The 17,334-nt window shown below is 56.8% G+C and carries 15 protein-coding genes; 10 read left to right on the plus strand and 5 right to left on the minus strand.

Going from position 1 to position 17,334, the window contains the following annotated elements; translation table 11 throughout:
• From NP77_RS19770 to NP77_RS19790, 5 genes are all read left to right on the plus strand, one after another.
• On the plus strand, positions 1-804 hold the full coding sequence (locus NP77_RS19770; RefSeq protein ID WP_039661817.1) for a MetQ/NlpA family ABC transporter substrate-binding protein: 804 nt from the start codon (positions 1-3) through the stop codon (positions 802-804).
• Positions 797-1,585: a methionine ABC transporter ATP-binding protein gene (locus NP77_RS19775; RefSeq protein ID WP_052250677.1), complete on the plus strand. Its 789-nt coding sequence runs from the start codon at positions 797-799 to the stop codon at positions 1,583-1,585. The genes NP77_RS19770 and NP77_RS19775 overlap by 8 nt, the downstream gene beginning before the upstream one ends.
• Entirely contained in the window at positions 1,573-2,241 is a 669-nt protein-coding gene (locus NP77_RS19780) for a methionine ABC transporter permease (RefSeq protein ID WP_008924728.1), read from the plus strand. Before NP77_RS19775 ends, NP77_RS19780 begins: the two co-directional genes overlap by 13 nt.
• Positions 2,242-2,470: 229 nt before the next feature.
• Positions 2,471-3,073: an NAD(P)H-dependent oxidoreductase gene (locus tag NP77_RS19785; protein WP_039661385.1), complete on the plus strand. Its 603-nt coding sequence runs from the start codon at positions 2,471-2,473 to the stop codon at positions 3,071-3,073.
• Entirely contained in the window at positions 3,063-3,671 is a 609-nt protein-coding gene (locus tag NP77_RS19790; RefSeq protein WP_039661386.1) for a TetR/AcrR family transcriptional regulator, read from the plus strand. The genes NP77_RS19785 and NP77_RS19790 overlap by 11 nt, the downstream gene beginning before the upstream one ends.
• An 85-nt stretch (positions 3,672-3,756) precedes the next feature.
• On the opposite strand, the gene malG is transcribed toward NP77_RS19790, so the two are convergent.
• From malG to malE, 3 genes are read right to left on the minus strand one after another with little or no spacing between them, the layout of a single operon-like run.
• Positions 3,757-4,647 (minus strand): maltose ABC transporter permease MalG, encoded by an 891-nt coding sequence (malG, locus tag NP77_RS19795; protein ID WP_003851518.1) that lies wholly within the window; start codon positions 4,645-4,647, stop codon positions 3,757-3,759.
• Between the two features lie 9 nt (positions 4,648-4,656).
• Positions 4,657-6,183 (minus strand): maltose ABC transporter permease MalF, encoded by a 1,527-nt coding sequence (gene malF, locus NP77_RS19800; RefSeq protein ID WP_003851515.1) that lies wholly within the window; start codon positions 6,181-6,183, stop codon positions 4,657-4,659.
• 55 nt (positions 6,184-6,238) lie between these two features.
• Positions 6,239-7,429: a maltose/maltodextrin ABC transporter substrate-binding protein MalE gene (gene malE / locus NP77_RS19805; protein ID WP_039661387.1), complete on the minus strand. Its 1,191-nt coding sequence runs from the start codon at positions 7,427-7,429 to the stop codon at positions 6,239-6,241.
• Between the two features lie 362 nt (positions 7,430-7,791).
• Here malE and malK point away from each other — a divergent pair, with 362 nt between their 5' ends.
• From malK to NP77_RS19830, 5 genes are all read left to right on the plus strand, one after another.
• Positions 7,792-8,901 (plus strand): maltose/maltodextrin ABC transporter ATP-binding protein MalK, encoded by a 1,110-nt coding sequence (malK, locus tag NP77_RS19810; protein ID WP_003851511.1) that lies wholly within the window; start codon positions 7,792-7,794, stop codon positions 8,899-8,901.
• A gap of 43 nt (positions 8,902-8,944) precedes the next feature.
• Positions 8,945-10,246: a maltoporin gene (locus NP77_RS19815; RefSeq protein WP_039661388.1), complete on the plus strand. Its 1,302-nt coding sequence runs from the start codon at positions 8,945-8,947 to the stop codon at positions 10,244-10,246.
• A gap of 104 nt (positions 10,247-10,350) precedes the next feature.
• Positions 10,351-11,289: a maltose operon protein MalM gene (gene malM, locus NP77_RS19820; protein ID WP_039661389.1), complete on the plus strand. Its 939-nt coding sequence runs from the start codon at positions 10,351-10,353 to the stop codon at positions 11,287-11,289.
• A 499-nt stretch (positions 11,290-11,788) separates the two neighbouring features.
• On the plus strand, positions 11,789-12,133 hold the full coding sequence (locus NP77_RS19825; protein WP_003851503.1) for a type II toxin-antitoxin system PrlF family antitoxin: 345 nt from the start codon (positions 11,789-11,791) through the stop codon (positions 12,131-12,133).
• A 6-nt stretch (positions 12,134-12,139) separates the two neighbouring features.
• Positions 12,140-12,610, plus strand: coding sequence for a type II toxin-antitoxin system YhaV family toxin (locus NP77_RS19830; protein ID WP_039661390.1), 471 nt, complete (start codon positions 12,140-12,142; stop codon positions 12,608-12,610).
• A gap of 187 nt (positions 12,611-12,797) precedes the next feature.
• Here the strand turns inward: NP77_RS19830 and malQ are convergent, their stop codons facing one another.
• Together malQ and malP are read right to left on the minus strand one after the other, a co-directional pair.
• The gene (gene malQ / locus NP77_RS19835; protein WP_039661391.1) at positions 12,798-14,873 is read right to left on the minus strand and encodes a 4-alpha-glucanotransferase; all 2,076 of its coding nucleotides are present in this window, start codon (positions 14,871-14,873) and stop codon (positions 12,798-12,800) included.
• Between the two features lie 8 nt (positions 14,874-14,881).
• Complete coding sequence (malP, locus tag NP77_RS19840; protein WP_039661392.1) at positions 14,882-17,284, minus strand: maltodextrin phosphorylase; 2,403 nt, start codon at positions 17,282-17,284, stop codon at positions 14,882-14,884.
• Positions 17,285-17,334 lie beyond the last annotated feature (50 nt).

Genomic DNA, 17,334 nt, shown 5'->3' on the forward strand with positions numbered 1-17,334 from the left:
ATGATTAAAAAGCGCTTTCTGGTCGTGGCCGGTCTTTCACTGCTGATTGCTCAAAGCTTACAGGCTGCACCACTGCGCGTGGCGGCTGATCCCCTGCCGCACGCGGAAATCCTGGAGTATGTCAAAACTCTGGATCCAAAACTGGATATCAAAATTGTCGAGCTGAGCGGCGGCGTGAATGCCAATGAACTGCTGGCCGCCGGAGATGTCGATGCCAACTACTTCCAGCATCTGCCTTATCTGAAAGATCAGGAGAAAGCGCTGGGTAAAACCTTTGCCGTCGTTGCCAGCGTGCATATTGAGCCGCTGGGGATTTACTCGCGCAAGGTGAAATCACTGGCGGCGCTGCCAGAGGGTGCCAGCATTGCTGTGCCGAATAACAGCACCAACCTGAGCCGTGCACTGTGGCTGTTGCAGGACAAAGGGGTGATCAAACTAAGCGCGAAGGGAGAGGCGGGTTCGACGCTGGTGACGCCGAAAGATATCAGTGAAAACCCGAAGAATATTAAAATCGTTGAGATTGAGTCGCCACAGCTGCCGCGCTCGCTGGATGATGTGGATGCCGCCGTGATTAATGGCAACTACGCGCTGGAAGCCGGGCTGACGCCTGCGAAAGATGCGCTGGGTCTGGAGTCCGCGGCCCATAACCCTTACGCCAACCTGCTGGTGACCACGCCTGAACGGGCTAAAGATCCTCGCGTGTTACAGCTGGCAAAAGATCTGCGCTCGCCGCAGGTGGCGGCGTTTATCCGTAAAAATTATCAGGGCTCTGTGATTCCGGTTGCGGACGAGCAGCATGATTAAAATCAGCCATCTCAGTAAACATTACGCTGGCGCACCTGCGCCAGCTCTGGACGACATCTCACTCACCATCGAAGAGGGCACCATCTTTGGCATCCTCGGACGAAGCGGGGCGGGTAAAAGCACGCTGCTACGCTGCCTGAACCGGCTGGAAAGCCCTTCCAGCGGGCGGATTGAGATTGACGGCCAGGATCTCGCCGCGATGAGCCTGGCGCAACTGCGTCAGCAGCGTCAGCAGATGGGGATGATCTTCCAGCACTTCAATCTGCTGCATTCGCGCAATGTACAGGACAACGTCGATCTGGCGCTGGAGATTGCCGGTGTGCGAGCGGCGGAGCGCCGCCAGCGTGTGGCCTCATTGCTGAAGCTGGTGGGGCTGGAATCGTCTGGCAAAGCCTGGCCGTCGCAACTCTCAGGTGGGCAGAAACAGCGTGTCGGCATCGCCCGTGCGCTGGCCGCCCGACCCCGTTATCTGCTGTGTGATGAGGCCACCAGCGCGCTGGACCCCGAAACCACCACCTCGATTCTCGATTTGCTTGCCGACATTCAGCAGCAGCTCAACATCACCATTGTGTTGATTACCCATGAAATGGCGGTGGTGAAGCGGATTTGTGACGGCGCGGCACTGCTGGAGAATGGCCAGCTCGTTGAAAGCGGCAGCCTGAGCCAGATCATGGGACGTGAAGAGGGACGCCTGCGCAAAATGCTGCTGAGGGATGGCGAAGCAGACCGGGCGTTTATCAAAAAATATCAGCATGAGGCATTAACCCGATGCGTAGCATGAGTAGTGAGCGGTTTCAGGAACTGCTGCTGAATGCCACTGGCGAAACACTGTACATGGTGCTGCTGGCGGCACTTTTCACGGTCGCGATAGGGCTGCCGGTGGGTGTGATGCTGTTTCTGACCCGGCCAAAAGGCATTCTGCCCAATCGTGGGATTTCACTGCTGCTGAATACGCTGGTCAATACCGGACGCGCGTTGCCGTTTGTGGTGCTGCTGATTGCGCTGATCCCCTTTACCCGTCTGCTGGTCGGCACCACGCTGGGCAGCACTGCCGCCATTGTGCCGATTACGCTGGGCGCGTTTCCTTTCTTTGCCCGCATTGTGGAGAACGCGCTGGATGAGGTCGATCGCGGCCGCATTGAAGCGGTGGTATCAATGGGCGGCACGCTGTGGCATATCGTCAGCCGTGTGCTGCTGCCGGAAGCGCTACCCGCACTGGTGGCGGGCGTTACCCTGACGATTGTGATGCTGATTGGCTTCTCGGCGATGGCGGGCGTGGTCGGTGGCGGCGGACTGGGTGATCTGGCGATTCGTTACGGTTATCAGCGCTTCGACAACCAGATCATGGCGGCCACCATTGTGGTGCTGCTGGCGCTGGTAATGCTGATTCAGAAACTCGGCGACCGGCTGGTGCGCTCACTGGCTTATCGTCGGTAGGTTTTATATCTGACGCTGGCACAGAGCTCTGCAGATTGTTTTTAACGGTGAACAGGAAGGCAGCATTTTATCCCGCCTGTGTTCAGACCATGTTGTGCGGGCCCTTCCGGCATCAGGTGCGTTTAACCTGAAATGCGGTCTGCAAAAAGAGTAAACAGCGGCGCTTGATAACCTACCAATAGTAACTTACCTTTAGTAGCTTAATGGCTGAACAGGTAAGGTGACGACGATGCATGCATTAATAGTGACTTCTCATCCCAATCAGGATGCGCATACCCACCGCGTGGCGGACCAGCTGGCGCAGGGCATTATCTCGACCGGCCAGCACACGGCTGAAAAAGCCGATCTGGCAGCTGAAGGATTTGATCCGCGTTTCACGCTCACCGACCACCGGCATTTCAACGGCCAGGCGGAAGCATCGCCGGATGTGCTGGCTGAACAGCAGCGGTTAAATCGCGCTGATGCGCTGGTGCTGGTCTATCCAGTTTACTGGTGGTCATTTCCTGCCCAGCTCAAAGGCTGGATAGATCGGGTTTTCATTGCCGGATGGGCCTTTGATGAACAGGAGGGTCGGATAGTGAAGCGCCTCAATCATCTTCCTGTGCATCTGATTGCAATCGGGGGCGCGGATACGCGAACTTTTCTGCGGCGCGGCTATTTCGGCAGCATGCGAAATCAGATTGATCACGGCATTTTTGACTACTGTGGCGCGCCGGTGGTGACCAGTGAACTGTTGCTAAGCGGCGATGAGGGTTATCCTGAGTCACACTATCAGCTGGCGCAGGCGTTGGGCCAGCGTCTGTTCCCCCATCAGGAAAAACATGACCGTTGAGAAAGTACCGCGGAAACGACTGTCACGTGAGGCCCGACGCAGGCAGTTGTCGGATGTCGCGTGGCAGATTTTGCAAACCGAAGGCAGCGAAGCGCTGACGCTGGCACGGGTCGGCGAAGCGGCGGGCGTCAGTAAACCGGTGGTTTACGATCATTTCACCACCCGTCATGGATTGCTGGCAGCGTTGTATGACGATTTTGATCGTCGCCAGACCGAGCGAATGGACGCGGCGATGAATGCTGCGCCGATGGTGATGCAGAAAAAAGCGGAAGTGCTGGCCGCCTGTTATGTGGATTGTGTGATGACAGAAGGACGTGAGATTCCGGAGTTGCTGTCAGCACTCAGTACCTCACCGGAACTGGCCGCCGTCAAACGTCATTATCAGCTCGATTTTATCGCCCGCTGTCAGCACTGGTTTGCTCCTTTTACGGGCAGCAGCGGGATACCAGAAGCAGGCATGTGGGGCTTGCTGGGGGGCGCGGATGCTATCGCCGCCGCCGTGACACGTGGCGATGTCGCTAAGCCGGAAAGCGAGCAGGCAATAACGGCCATGGTCGTCGCGCTGGTGACTGGCAGCCGTGCATCGGAGTCAGCGTAGGATAAAAAAGGCGGCCCGCAGGCCGCCGAATCATTCAACCACAACAGGCGTTGTGTAAGCAGTGGCAACGTACAATGATGATCGTTTAGCCTTTCACCCCGCCTGCGGTTAAACCGCTTACCAGCCAGCGCTGCGCCAGCAGGAACACCAGGGTGATCGGAATCGCGGAGAGCACCGCCGCGGCGGCAAAGTCTCCCCACAAATAGTTCTGCGGATTGAGATACTGTTGCATCCCGACCGCAAGGGTGTAGCTGTTGACGTCGCGCAGCAGCAGCGAAGCAACCGGCACTTCAGTGACCGCTGCGATAAACGCCAGAATAAACACCACCGCCAGAATCGGCACTGACAGCGGCAGCAGCACCAGCCGGAACGCCTGCCATGGTGTTGCGCCATCCAGCGCGGCGGCCTCTTCCAGTGATCCGTCGATGGTTTCGAAATACCCTTTAATCGTCCAGACATGCAGCGCGATGCCGCCCATATAGGCGAAGATTACGCCACCATGGGTATTCAGCCCGATAAACGGCAGATACTGACCGAGCCGATCAAAAAGCGCATAGAGCGCGACCAGTGACAGAACCGCCGGGAACATCTGGAATATCAGCATCCCTTTCAGCAGGCTGGCACGACCGGCAAAGCGCATACGCGCAAACGCATAGGCGCAGGTGGTCGAAAGTGCCACGATGCCCAGCGCGCTGATTGCAGCAATCTTGATCGAGTTCCATAACCATAACAGCACCGGAAAGGGCGGCGGTGTCACGCTTCCATCCGCATGTTCAACGCTGAAACCCAGCGCCAGCCGCCAGTGCTCCCAGGAGATCTGTTCCGGGATCAGACTGCCGGTGGCGAAGTTACCGGATCGCAGTGAAATTGCGATAACCATGAGCAGCGGGAAGAGTATCGCCGCAATAAATACCAGCAGCAGCAGATGCGTGGTGAACAGACGCAGCCGTTGTGATTTGGGTTGTACCATAGCCATAACAACTCCTTAGTCGAACTTCATCCGCGAGGCTTTCAGGTTAATCACCGCCAGCGCACCCACCAGCAGGAAGATTAGCGTGGCGATGGCAGCCGCCAGACCAAAGTCCTGCCCGCCGCCGCCCTCAAAGGCGATGCGCCAGGTGTAGTTCACCAGCAAATCGGTATAACCGGCTGGCGTGGTCGTGCCAAGACGATCCGGTCCGCCGTTGGTCAGTAACTGCACCAGCACAAAGTTATTAAAATTGAAGGCAAAGCTGGCAATCATCAGCGGCATCAACGGCTTCAGCAACAGCGGCAGCGTAATCAGGAAGAAATTCTGCAGCGGTCCTGCTCCGTCCATCGCCGAGGCTTCATAGAGATCATCGGGAATCGCTTTCAGCAGTCCCATGCAGAGGATCATCATGTAGGGATAGCCGAGCCAGGTGTTGACGATAATCAGCATGGTGCGTGCCAGCGTGGGATCGCTGAACCACGCAGGCTTCACGCCAAATAGCGCGCTGAGCATCACGTTGATCTCCCCAAAGCTCTGGTTAAACAGTCCTTTGAAAATCAAAATCGAGATAAACGCCGGTACCGCATAGGGCAGGATCAGCATCACCCGATAGATCGCTTTGCCGCGTAACGCTTCCCACTGCACCAGACAGGCCAGCACCATCCCGACGGCTACGGTCAGCACCACCGTGATGAGCGAGAAAAGCAGCGTCCAGCCAAATATCGCCAGGAACGGCTTCTGAATCCCTTCATCAGTAAACACCCGCACGAAGTTCTTCCAGCCGGTATTCACGGTAAAGCCGGGGCTTAAGGTTTCGTTGCCCCACTTATTGTCCGCGTTCACGGCCTGATAGAAGCCGGTCTGCGGATTGGCGCGGTAATGCGTGCCGCTCTGCTGGTTGATCAGTTCATCTTTTGCGCCAACCCGATAGAGCGGCTGGGTGCCGGAGAACTGGCGGAGCGAACTCATGCGCAGCTGACGGCCATCCGGCAGCTCAGCGCGGATCTGGCTCAGTGCCTGGCGGTTAGTCGTGATAACCCTGAACGTCGCCCGTTCGCCAGCGGGTGGCGTGGCAGGCATCATTTTCAGAGTCTGTTCAGCGCCAAACTGAAAAGGTGGAGAGACGAAGTCTGCTTTGCCATCGTTCAGTACCAGTTGCCAGCGATCGCCTGCCGGGAACAGAGAAAAACTGACTGCCTCGCCCGACTGGAAAGTACGGCCAAGGAGTACCTGTTGCGCCCGCTCAAAGGTGAGCTGGTTAGTGCTACTGTAGTTGGTAAAAGCGATAGCGATGGTGCAGGCGAGGGGGAACAACACAAACAGCGACATTCCTGCCACGCCGGGATAGACATAACGCCACGCATAGGCGCGACGATTAGCAAAAATCCACAGCCCGGTTGCACTGAGGATCAGCGTCAGCAACGCAAACAGATATTCACCCTGCGCGTACATCAGTATCAGCAGATAGCCGACCAGCAGACAGCCGATTCCGATGAGAACGCCTTTCAGCAACAGACTGTGCGTTTTCGGTTTTCCTGACATGATGCGGTTTTCCTTAACGGTCACTCAAGCCGGGGATAACCCCGGCATGGGATTATTACTTCTTCAGGCGGGCCTGGGCATCTTTAAGCGCGGCGTCAACACTCTGACGACCGCCCAGCGCATTCAGCGTGGCGGTGCGCATCGCGTACCAGAAGGCCGCCATCTGCGGGATGTTTGGCATGATGTCGCCCTGTTTAGCGTTGCTCATGGTGGCGGCGATACGCGGATCTTTTTCCAGCGTCTGCTGGTAGGATTTCAGCGCCACGGCACCCAGCGGCTTGTCTTTATTAACCGTTTCCAGTCCTGAATCGGTCAGCAGATAGTTCTCCAGGAACTCTTTCGCCAGCTCTTTGTTTGGACTGGCGGCGTTGATCCCGGCACTCAGCACACCGACAAAGGCTTTCGACGGTTTGCCCTTCAGCGTGGGCAGTTCAGTAACGCCATAGTCGATGCCGCTCTTGTCCAGGTTGCCCCACGCCCACGGACCATTAATGGTCATGGCGGTTTCGCCTTTGTTAAAGGCGGCCTCAGCGATGGAGTAGTCAGTATCCGCATTCAGCGTTTTGGCTTTGACCTGATCGACCAGGAACTGCATGCCCGCTTTCGCGCCGGCGTTATCGACGCCGACATCCTTCACGTCATAGTGTCCGTCGGTGAGTTTAAAGGCGTAGGCACCGCCCGCGGCCAGCAGTGGCCAGGTGAAGTAGGGTTCCTGCAGGTTGAACATAATCGCGCTCTTGCCTTTGGCGCGCAGTTGCTTATCAAGGCCGGCAATCTCTTCCCAGGTTTTCGGCGGGTTCGGCAGCAGCTTTTTGTTGTAGATCAGTGACAGCGCCTCAACCGAGATCGGATAGCCAATCAGTTTGCCGTCGAAGCGTACCGCGTCCCAGGTGAACGGGAAGATCTTCTCGCGGAAGCTGGCATCCGGCGTGACCTCCGCCAGCAGGCCCGACTGCGCATAGCCGCCGAAACGATCGTGTGCCCAGAAAATGATGTCCGGGCCATCGCCGGTCGCCGCAACCTGCGGATACTTCTCCTCCATTTTGTCAGGGTGTTCGACCGTGACTTTGATGCCGGTCTCCTGCTCAAATTTCTTACCCACTTCGGCAAGGCCGTTGTAGCCCTTGTCACCGTTAATCCAGATGACCAGTTTGCCTTCCTCAATTTTTGCCATTGCGCTTGCTGAAAAGAGCACAGCAGAGAGGGCAGAAAGGGCCAGAATGCGTGCTCCGGTTTTCGTCGTCATAAATCCATCCTGTTAGCGGAAGTGGTGAATGCTCTGTCGGCATCATTGTGCGTATCCACACCGGCATCTCATCCTCCTCCGCTCTACGCCCCTCAGCCTGCCTCTGTGATCTCACTGGCAAAAAGCGCCTTAAGCGGGTGCTTAAGCGGCAAAACAATCTTCGGGTCTGCGTTAGCGATCACAAAAAAGCGTGGCAAGGCGCGGGCTGACGCGTCAGCCCGTGTTTCTCCTCCTCCCGACTCCTCCCCCAGCAGTTTGCGTTACGGCGGAGGATGTTACCGATTGTTTCCTCTCGCATAGTGAGCCCCGGAACCCGTCTGCCGCTGAGCAGACACGATTATGCAGCTAAGAGGGAAGGGATCATGGCGAGCGTTGTGTTACGCAATGTCACGAAAGCCTGGGGCGAAACTGTGGTGTCGAAAGATATCGATCTCACTATTCGTGAAGGGGAATTTGTTGTATTCGTCGGCCCATCAGGCTGTGGAAAATCGACACTGCTGCGCATGATTGCCGGTCTGGAAACCATCACCAGCGGCGAGCTGTTAATCGGCGACCAGCGAATGAATGAAGTGCCACCTGCTGAACGCGGCATTGGCATGGTGTTTCAATCCTATGCGCTCTATCCACACCTCTCCGTGGCGGAAAATATGTCTTTTGGCCTGAAGCTGGCCGGAGTGAAAAAAGCGGAGATCCATCAGCGCGTCAATCAGGTGGCAGAGATCCTTCAGCTGGCGCATCTGCTTGATCGCCGGCCTAAGGCCCTTTCCGGTGGGCAGCGTCAGCGCGTGGCAATTGGCCGTACGCTGGTGGCCGAACCCCGCGTCTTCCTGCTGGATGAACCGCTGTCAAACCTGGACGCCGCGCTGCGCGTCCAGATGCGCATTGAGATCTCCCGTCTGCATAAGCGCCTGAAACGCACCATGATTTATGTGACCCACGATCAGATCGAAGCGATGACGCTGGCTGACAAGATCGTGGTGCTCGATGCCGGGCGCATTGCGCAGGTCGGCAAACCGCTTGAGCTTTACCACTATCCCGCTAACCGCTTTGTCGCCGGATTTATCGGCTCACCCAAAATGAACTTCCTGCCGGTCAAAGTGACCGCCACCGCCATCGATCAGGTTCAGGTACGACTGCCGAATCAGCAACTGGTCTGGCTGCCGGTTGACAGCGCCGGTGTGCAGGTTGGCAGCAATATGTCACTGGGTATTCGCCCGGAACATCTGCTCTCCAGCGATATCGCCGACGTTACCCTGGAAGGGGAAGTGCAGGTGGTGGAACAGCTGGGGCATGAAACACAGATCCACATCGAGATTCCCGCTATCCGTCAAAACCTGGTCTACCGCCAGGAGGACGTCGTGCTGGTGAAAGAGGGCGCCATCCTCGGTATTGGCCTGCCGCCCGAGCGTTGTCACCTGTTCCGTGAGGACGGGAGCGCGTGCCGCAGGCTTTATCAGGAGCCGGGTGTATAGCCCTGCCAAAAACAATAAAAGCAATGACCTCAGGAGATAGAAAATGTTAACTCTGCGCAAACTTCCCATCGCCGTTGCCGTCGCGGTGGGCACCCTCTCCGCCCCGACGATGGCGGTTGATTTTACCGGTTACGCCCGTTCCGGCATTGGCTGGACAGGTAGCGGTGGCGAACAGCAATGTTTCCAGGCCACTGGCGCCCAAAGTAAGTACCGTCTGGGCAATGAATGTGAAACCTACGCTGAACTGAAATTAGGCCAGGAAGTGTGGAAAGAGGGCGACAAGAGCTTCTATTTCGACACCAACGTGGCTTACTCCGTGGCACAGCAAAATGACTGGGAAGCGACCTCACCCGCTTTCCGTGAGGCTAACGTCAAAGGTAAAAACCTGATTGATTCGCTGCCAGGATCGACCATCTGGGCCGGTAAGCGTTTCTATCAGCGTCATGACGTCCACATGATCGACTTCTACTACTGGGATATCTCGGGTCCGGGCGCCGGTCTGGAAGATGTGGATCTCGGCTTCGGTAAACTCTCTTTCGCCGCAACCCGTTCGTCTGAAGCGGGCGGCTCGTACACGTTCTCCAGCGACCGTATCCGTGACTTCGCGACCAGCACCGCCAACGACGTGTTTGATGTGCGTCTGGCCGGACTGGAAACCAACCCGAACGGCGTGCTGGAACTGGGTGTCGATTATGGTCGTGCCAATGCCCGTGACGGCTACCGCATCGAAGATGGCGCATCGAAAGATGGCTGGATGTTCACGGCTGAACATACCCAGAGCATGCTGAAAGGTTACAACAAGTTTGTGCTGCAATACGCAACAGATGCGATGACTTCGCAGGGCAAAGGCGTGCCGCAGGGCACCAACCTCAATAACAACGGCAAGATGTACCGCGTGCTTGACCACGGTGCCATTTCGCTGGCAGAACGCTGGGACCTGATGTATGTCGCTATGTACCAGAACATCGATCTGGACAATAACCGGGGTACCGACTGGTACACCGTAGGTGTGCGCCCGATGTACAAATGGACGCCGATCATGAGCACATTGCTGGAACTGGGCTACGACAACGTAAAATCGCAGCAGGCTAATGAGCGCAACGGCCAGTACAAAGTGACACTGGCACAGCAGTGGCAGGCCGGTGACAGCATCTGGTCACGTCCGGCGCTGCGTCTGTTCGCAACCTACGCCAAATGGGATGAGAAGTGGGGCTACAACAAAGATGCCTCGGGCGATCTCACCTCCTTCGCCTCTGCGGACTCTACCGGCAACGGCCTCCTGACCAACAGCCGTGGTAAAGATGACGAAGTGACCTTCGGCGCGCAGATGGAAATCTGGTGGTAAACCAATCCCTGTTCTGACGGGCGCGCCCCTGCGCCTGATGGATCACTTTGGTCGCAGTGTGCCATTGCCTGGTTCACGCCGCGACCTGCAATAAGGTACGCATAATGAAAATGAAAAAGCTGGCTGCACTCTGCCTGAGTGCGGCGTTACTGACAGGACATGCGCTTCCCGCCCTGGCGGAGGTCAATCTGGTGCCGCAGGATCTCTCTTCTGCACCGGTCGTCGCACCTGAATCCCTCCAACGCCTGAGCTGGCAGCCGCTGGCTGCCTCTCAGACGCAGACTACAAAACTCGCCAACAGTGGACAGACGCTGAATGCACCTCACATTGCCGGGCCGGTCGCGGCTTACAGTCTGCCGGCAAATATCGGCGAACTGACGCTGACGCTGAGCAGTGAAGTGGCAAACGGTAAGGTTTTCGCACCGAACGTGCTGGTGCTGGATGAAAACCTGCGTCCTGCGGCCTGGTTCCCCAGCCGCTATTTCACTTATCAGAAGCCGGGCGTAATGGCGGCAGATCGGCTGGAAGGAGTGATGAAATTGACCCCGGCGCTGGGTCAGCAAAAAATCTACCTGCTGGTGTTTACCACCGACAGCGATCTGACCCAGACCACCACGCTGCTCGATCCAGCCAAGGCCTACGCAGAGGGCACTGGCCATGCCGTGCCGGATATTCCCGATCCGGTCGCCAGCCACAGCCGCGAAGGCACGATCAAGCTGAAGATGCAGACCAGTCCCGGCTCCTCGATTCTTGTCGGACCGCTGTTTGGTTCATCCGGTGCGAGTGCCGTCACCGTCGGCAATACTGCACCTGCGTCAGCGTACAGCGCAGCACCGGCGCCTGCACCCGCTGCAGCGCCCGCGCCAAAAGCCCGTGCGGAACCGATCATGAGCGACACCGAGAGTTACTTTAACCAGAAGATCACCCAGGCGGTGAACAGCGGCAATATCGACAAGGCGCTGAAACTGCTGGATGAAGCCGAGCGGCTGGGTTCCACCTCTGCACGGCAGACCTTTATCAGTAGTGTTAAAGGCAAGGGGTGAAGCTGCCCCGACGCTATTGATGTTGTCCCATCTGGTGCGCTGCGGCGCACCTTTTTTTGTTGTGGAGATCCTGATTGCAGTTTTTTTTGTGTGGCTTTACGCATTGCGTAAGTCAGGCTGTGGGCAATAGCGTTCGATGAATATAGGCTTCCTGAGCTGTTTCAGGGATGAATTTTCTGGCCATTTCAGGCGAAGTTACATGGCAACTCAGACCCGAAATATCTTTCTGAAATCATGGGTATCGTGATGGCGGGTGAACCTGGGGTTATCACCCGTCGGAGTATTTCTGCTGCTGTGCATATCAGCCGCGAAGAGTGTGATATCTGGCAGGAAGTAAAACAGGGTGTCACTTTTCAGGCGACACGGAAAAGAGTAATCAGAAACTTTTAATGGTGACTGAGTAACAAAACAGTCGTGGTTGTCGCGATCAATGCATTTGCATTGCCAATGCACTTGCATTACTGTTGCGTTATCTTGTTTTTCCTGATGAGAATCTGAAATGGGAACGCTGACTCATACCAACATCTCTCTGCGCGCTACATCAAAACTGACAGCCCGCAGCCAGACCACTATCCCTGCCGCAGTTCGTGATGCGATGAATCTGCAACCTGGTGAGAATATCGAATACGCTGTTCTGCCTGGCGGCAAAGTCCTTATTACCCGTCAGGAAACGGTGACTGATGATGATCCGGTGATGGCGAGCTTTCTGAGTTTTCTTGCTGCTGATATGTGCAACACGCCTTCAAATATCAAAACGCTGGATCGAGGATTATTAACTCGCATTACTTCGTTGACCGAAGGTATGGACGTTGATTTGGATGCTCCACTCATGGACGATGAGTAATCAGGTATGGAAGATGGCACGGTTATGAATGGATGGCACGTTTATGTTCATCCCTGTTTTGAATCACAGCTGATTGCGCTGACCAATGAAGTGGAGTCACTCAGGGCTAAATATCCTGAAAGTTACCAGCGAAAAGCGACGACTAAGCTTTTAGCCGCGGTGTTTAAAGTTATCAATAGTGAGATTTGCGCCGATCCACATCATGCAAAGTTTCGCCAGGGCGATACGCTGGGAGAACAAAATAAGCATTGGTTCAGTGCGAAGTTTTTAATGCAGTATCGTTTGTTCTTTAGATTCAGCGAACAACATAAAACCATTATCCTTGCATGGATGAATGACGCCGAGACCAAACGTGCCTATGGCAGTAAACGTGACGCTTATAAGGTATTTTCAGGAATGTTGCATAACGGCTACCCACCAGACGACTGGGCATTGCTGTTAAAGCAATCTCAGGATTGGGATAATACAAACTCGTAAGTGTCATAAATCCTGACCACGATCCTGTTTGTGTTTTCAGACGCCTTGCTCATGGGTAATTCATCTCTGATGAAAGACGCTGAGTAAAATAGCAGCGTGCGAGCCGTTGGCGGCCCGCACGCTGTAATAACTGAAAATTATGTAAATCAGGCGGCGTCAGACACGCGTCTGAGTCACGCGTTAATCTTCAACCACGCACTGACCGCTTCCGTCGCGCCGTCAAATCGCGCAACAACCTTTCGGTCTCCGAATCACTGAATAGCGTCTCCAGCGGCACGCTCAGCTTGCGTCGCCAGTTTGGGTATTCGTCGCTGGTACCGGGAATGTTCACCGGCGCGGCCATATCCAGCCAGTCCTCCGGTTGCAGTCCCAGCAGAGCGCTGTGACTGTCGGCCAGATAACGCTGCATCGCCCGGTTTAATGCTTTGCTCATACCGGTACGGCGTGCATCACGTCCGGCACGTTTCGGCAGCGCGCCCACGCGATGCAGACTGTTCAGCAGCGCCTGTTTCGCCCTCGTTCGTTCCTGATACAGTCCGGCCAGCACCACTTTGTCCGGATAAAGACCAAGTTGTGCGCCAGTTGTCAGATCGTCACTTTGCCACCAGCCGCGCAGTGTCGGGAGATCGTGTGTGGTGGCAACGGCCATCGCCTGCCGTGGCCAGCTGGCGGGCGGTCTAAAACCGGCTTCTGAGGTCTGTTCAAACCAGAGCACCTTGTAGGAGTAAACGCCCCCATCCCTCAGCTTATCGACAATCGCTTCCGGAACGGTGCCGAGATCTTCGCCAATCACCATGCAGCGATGACGCTGGCTTTCCAGCGCCAGAATCGCCAGCAGATCGTCAATCGGGTAGTGCACATACGCCCCGTGCCTCGCGCCTTCGCCAGCGGGAATCCACCACAGCCGCATTAGCGCCATCACATGATCAATACGCAGTGCGCCGCAGTGGCGCATATTGGCGCGCAGCAGGGCAATCCACGGCTCCCAGGCACGCTGACGCATCACCTGCGGATCCATGGGCGGCAACCCCCAATCCTGACCGCGTGGGCCGAGAATATCAGGCGGTGCACCGATGCTGGCCTTCATGCAGTAAAGATCCCGCTCACTCCAGGTCTCTGCGCCACCCTGCGCGACGCCCACCGCCAGATCGCGGTACAGTCCGATGGGCATCTGCTGCTGCTGGCAGCTGTTCCAGCAGTTTTCAAACTGCTGCGCGGCCAGCCACTGCAGCCAGAGCCAGAAGCGCACCTGATCCTGATGCTGTTTTAAAAAGGTCTGCACCTCAGGGCTGTCTGGATGCTGTAGCGCCTCCGGCCAGACCGGCCAGCCCCAGCGCCCGCTATCCTGCGCCATCTGGTCGGCATGCAGCGCATCAAACAGCGCCTGATGCTGCAGGCTTTCGCCACCTTCCTGGATAAACGCATTAAACGCCTGCACCTCAGGATCAGCGGCATCACGCTGGATAAACTGCGGCCACGCCAGGCTCAGCGCCTGAATTTTCAGCCGGGTTACCGCGGCATAATCGACCCATTCAGTTGCGCGAGCCTGCGCCAGCGTCTGCTGCGTTTCGGGCAGTTGCCACCAGGTTTGCGCGACCGCGCTCAACTGAAAGTCAGTGACCGCGGCCACATCAATGTAAAGCACATTGAGCCAGCGCCGGGACGAGGGGCTGTAAGGGCTGGCGTTTTCCGGGCTGGAGGGAAACAGCGCATGGATAGGGTTAAGGCCGATAAACGCGCCGCCGCGTGCCGCAACGTCTGGCAGCATCCGGCGCAGGTCGCCAAAGTCGCCAATGCCCCAGTTCTGCGCAGAACGCAGGGTGTAGAGCTGCACGCAGGCGCCCCACAATGATTCACCCTTCAACAGTGCCGGCGGTTCATAGCAGCGGGCCGGGGCGATAATCACCCGGCACGACCACTGCTGCGTGCCCTGTTGCAGCGTCAGCTGATGATAGCCTTCGGGCAGCGGCGGCAGATGCAGTGGCTGCGCGGGCTGGCAGCGACCCGAGCTCATCTCACCCGACTCGTGGGTGAGATGCCAGTGTGCATCGTCACTCAGCTGTGGCGACAGGCTCAGCAGATCGCCGCTGCGGAAAATCACCACGGATGGCAGCGGCGTGCTCAGCGGATGCGGAGGCTGCATCACCGCCAGCAAACGCTGGCGGGTCAGGGTCGGGATCGCCTGTGGATTGCCGTGAGCATTGATATACTCAGCAGCGATGCCCGCCAGGGAAAAATCATCCATAACCGGATCTGTTTTCATGGCGTTCCTTAGCGTTTCGCTTGCCAGATGCGTTGCTGATAATCGCGGATTGCGCGATCAGAGCTGAACATGCCACAGCGTGCGGTATTGAGGATAGTGGCACGCGTCCAGGCCTCCTGATCGCTCCACAGCCGTTCAACCTGCGCCTGCGCATCCAGGTAGGGCTGAAAGTCAGCCAGCACCAGATAAGGGTCGCCGCCTTCCGGGCCGAGACTGTGCAGCATCGCGTCAAAAGCGTGGAGGTCGCCCTGACTGAAGGTGCCATCTTCAAGCGCCTGTAACACCTGATTGAGCTGTTGATCTTTTTTGCGCCACTGATCCGGGGCATAGCCGCCCGTTTTTAACGCCACCACCTGTTCCACGGTATGCCCAAAGATAAAGATATTTTCGCTGCCGACCTGTTCGGCGATCTCGACGTTTGCCCCATCCAGTGTGCCGATGGTCAGCGCACCGTTAAGCGCCAGCTTCATGTTGCCGGTGCCGGAGGCCTCTTTACCGGCAGTAGAAATTTGTTCAGAAAGGTCGGCGGCCGGAATCAGGCGCTCGGCGACGGAGACGTTGTAATCGGGAATAAACACCACCTTCAGGCGGTCGCCGATGCGCGGATCCTGATTGATCACTTCGGCCACTTTGTTGATGGCGTAGATGATGTTTTTCGCCAGCGCATAGCCCGGCGCGGCTTTGGCACCAAACAGCACCACGCGCGGTGCACGGTTCGCCTGCGGATCGGTGACCAGCGTCTGCCACAGTGCAATGATGTGCAGCAGGCTCAGATGCTGACGTTTGTACTCATGCAGGCGCTTAATCTGCACATCAAACAGCGCGGTGGGGTCGATCTCAATGCCGGTCCGTTGTTTGACCCACTGCGCCAGCGCGACTTTGTTCTGCTGCTTGATGGCGCGATACTCCGCGTGGAACACGGCGTCATCCGCAAAGGCTTCCAGCCCCTGTAAGGCATCGAGATCGTTCAGCCAGGGCTTTTGCAGCGTTCGGCTAATCAACGCACTCAGCGCCGGGTTGCACTGATTAATCCAGCGGCGCGGTGTAATGCCATTGGTCACGTTATGGAATTTTTCCGGCCACATCTGGTGATATTCCGGGAAGAGATCCTGCACTACCAGTTTTGAGTGCAGTGCCGCCACACCATTGACCGCGAAGCCGCTGGTGACGCAAAGGTTGGCCATGCGGAGCTGGTTATTGTGCACCAGTGCCAGTTTTGCCCATTTTGCGTCATCATCCGGCCAGCGTGCGGTGACTGCCGTTTTCAGCTGCGCGTTCAGGGTATTAATGATCATCATATGGCGCGGTAGCAGGCTGCGCACCAGTCGCACATCCCAGCATTCCAGCGCTTCCGGCATCAGCGTATGGTTGGTGTAGGCAAAGGTGTGCTGGGTGATCTGCCAGGCGCGATCCCAGCTAAGCTGATGCTCATCCAGCAGCAGACGCATCAGCTCCGGGATCGCCAGCGTCGGATGGGTGTCGTTAAGCTGGATCACTTCATGGTCAGCCAGGGTTTCGATGTTGCGTCCGGCCAGATGATGACGACGCAGAATGTCAGCCAGCGCACAGGCGCACTGGAAATATTGCTGCATCAGACGCAGTTTTTTACCGTTCTGATGATTGTCATTGGGGTAGAGCACTTTGGTGAGTTTTTCTGCATCAATGCCCTGTTGCTCCGCACGCAAAAAATCGCCGTCGTTAAAGCGGCTGAGGTTGAACGGCTGATCATGTTTCGCCTGCCATAAACGCAGTGGCTGGCTGATGCCATTCTCATAACCTACTACCGGTAGATCCCAGGCCTCCCCGACCAGTTCAACTGCCGGTTGCCACTGCGGCTCACCTTCGACAGTGATCACTTTACCGCCCAGACCGACGCGCACGTTCAGCGCGGCGTTATGGTTAAACCACGGATAGCGATCGCGCTGCCAGTCATCCGGCCCTTCAATCTGCGCGCCCTGTTCGAAACGCTGGCGGAAAAGACCATATTGATAGTTCAGACCATAGCCCGTCGCAGGCTGACCCACATTTGCCATGGAATCCAGAAAACAGGCCGCCAGGCGACCCAGACCGCCATTGCCCAGCGCAGGATCGGTTTCGTTTTCCAGCACGTCGGTGAGTGAGACATTCCAGGCGGCCAGCGCATCATTCACCGCGTCATACCAGCCCAGATTCAGCAGATTGTTGCCGGTCAGGCGACCCATCAAAAACTCCATCGACAGATAGTTAACATGGCGCAGTTCAGTTGTAGCCGGGCGAGCTGGCTGCGCCGCCAGCATATCGGCCAGTGCACCGCTGAGGGCCTGCCACCACTGCGCCGGGTTCATCTCCTGCGCGTCGTGCAGGCCAAAACGCTGCCACTGACGGGTCAGGGCAGCAGTAAACTGAGTCGGGTTAAAATCGGGCTGTGTCATGATTGATGTCCTGAAAAAAAGAAAGTGGGTCAATGTGGTCACAGTGTGCC

Source organism: Pantoea sp. MBLJ3 (assembly GCF_000816655.1).
Lineage (GTDB): Bacteria > Pseudomonadota > Gammaproteobacteria > Enterobacterales > Enterobacteriaceae > Pantoea > Pantoea eucalypti.

Excerpts from the sequence above, each read along its gene's own strand:
- NP77_RS19815 (WP_039661388.1), top strand. The coding sequence starts at position 8,945 with ATGTTAACTCTGCGCAAACTTCCCATCGCCGTTGCCGTCGCGGTGGGC.
- NP77_RS19770 (WP_039661817.1), top strand. The coding sequence starts at position 1 with ATGATTAAAAAGCGCTTTCTGGTCGTGGCCGGTCTTTCACTGCTGATT.
- malG (WP_003851518.1), bottom strand. The coding sequence starts at position 4,647 with ATGGCTATGGTACAACCCAAATCACAACGGCTGCGTCTGTTCACCACG.
- NP77_RS19825 (WP_003851503.1), top strand. The coding sequence starts at position 11,789 with ATGGGAACGCTGACTCATACCAACATCTCTCTGCGCGCTACATCAAAA.
- malQ (WP_039661391.1), bottom strand. The coding sequence starts at position 14,873 with ATGAAAACAGATCCGGTTATGGATGATTTTTCCCTGGCGGGCATCGCT.
- malE (WP_039661387.1), bottom strand. The coding sequence starts at position 7,429 with ATGACGACGAAAACCGGAGCACGCATTCTGGCCCTTTCTGCCCTCTCT.
- NP77_RS19790 (WP_039661386.1), top strand. The coding sequence starts at position 3,063 with ATGACCGTTGAGAAAGTACCGCGGAAACGACTGTCACGTGAGGCCCGA.
- malP (WP_039661392.1), bottom strand. The coding sequence starts at position 17,284 with ATGACACAGCCCGATTTTAACCCGACTCAGTTTACTGCTGCCCTGACC.
- NP77_RS19775 (WP_052250677.1), top strand. The coding sequence starts at position 797 with ATGATTAAAATCAGCCATCTCAGTAAACATTACGCTGGCGCACCTGCG.
- NP77_RS19830 (WP_039661390.1), top strand. The coding sequence starts at position 12,140 with ATGGAAGATGGCACGGTTATGAATGGATGGCACGTTTATGTTCATCCC.
- malF (WP_003851515.1), bottom strand. The coding sequence starts at position 6,183 with ATGTCAGGAAAACCGAAAACGCACAGTCTGTTGCTGAAAGGCGTTCTC.
- NP77_RS19780 (WP_008924728.1), top strand. The coding sequence starts at position 1,573 with ATGCGTAGCATGAGTAGTGAGCGGTTTCAGGAACTGCTGCTGAATGCC.
- NP77_RS19785 (WP_039661385.1), top strand. The coding sequence starts at position 2,471 with ATGCATGCATTAATAGTGACTTCTCATCCCAATCAGGATGCGCATACC.
- malK (WP_003851511.1), top strand. The coding sequence starts at position 7,792 with ATGGCGAGCGTTGTGTTACGCAATGTCACGAAAGCCTGGGGCGAAACT.
- malM (WP_039661389.1), top strand. The coding sequence starts at position 10,351 with ATGAAAATGAAAAAGCTGGCTGCACTCTGCCTGAGTGCGGCGTTACTG.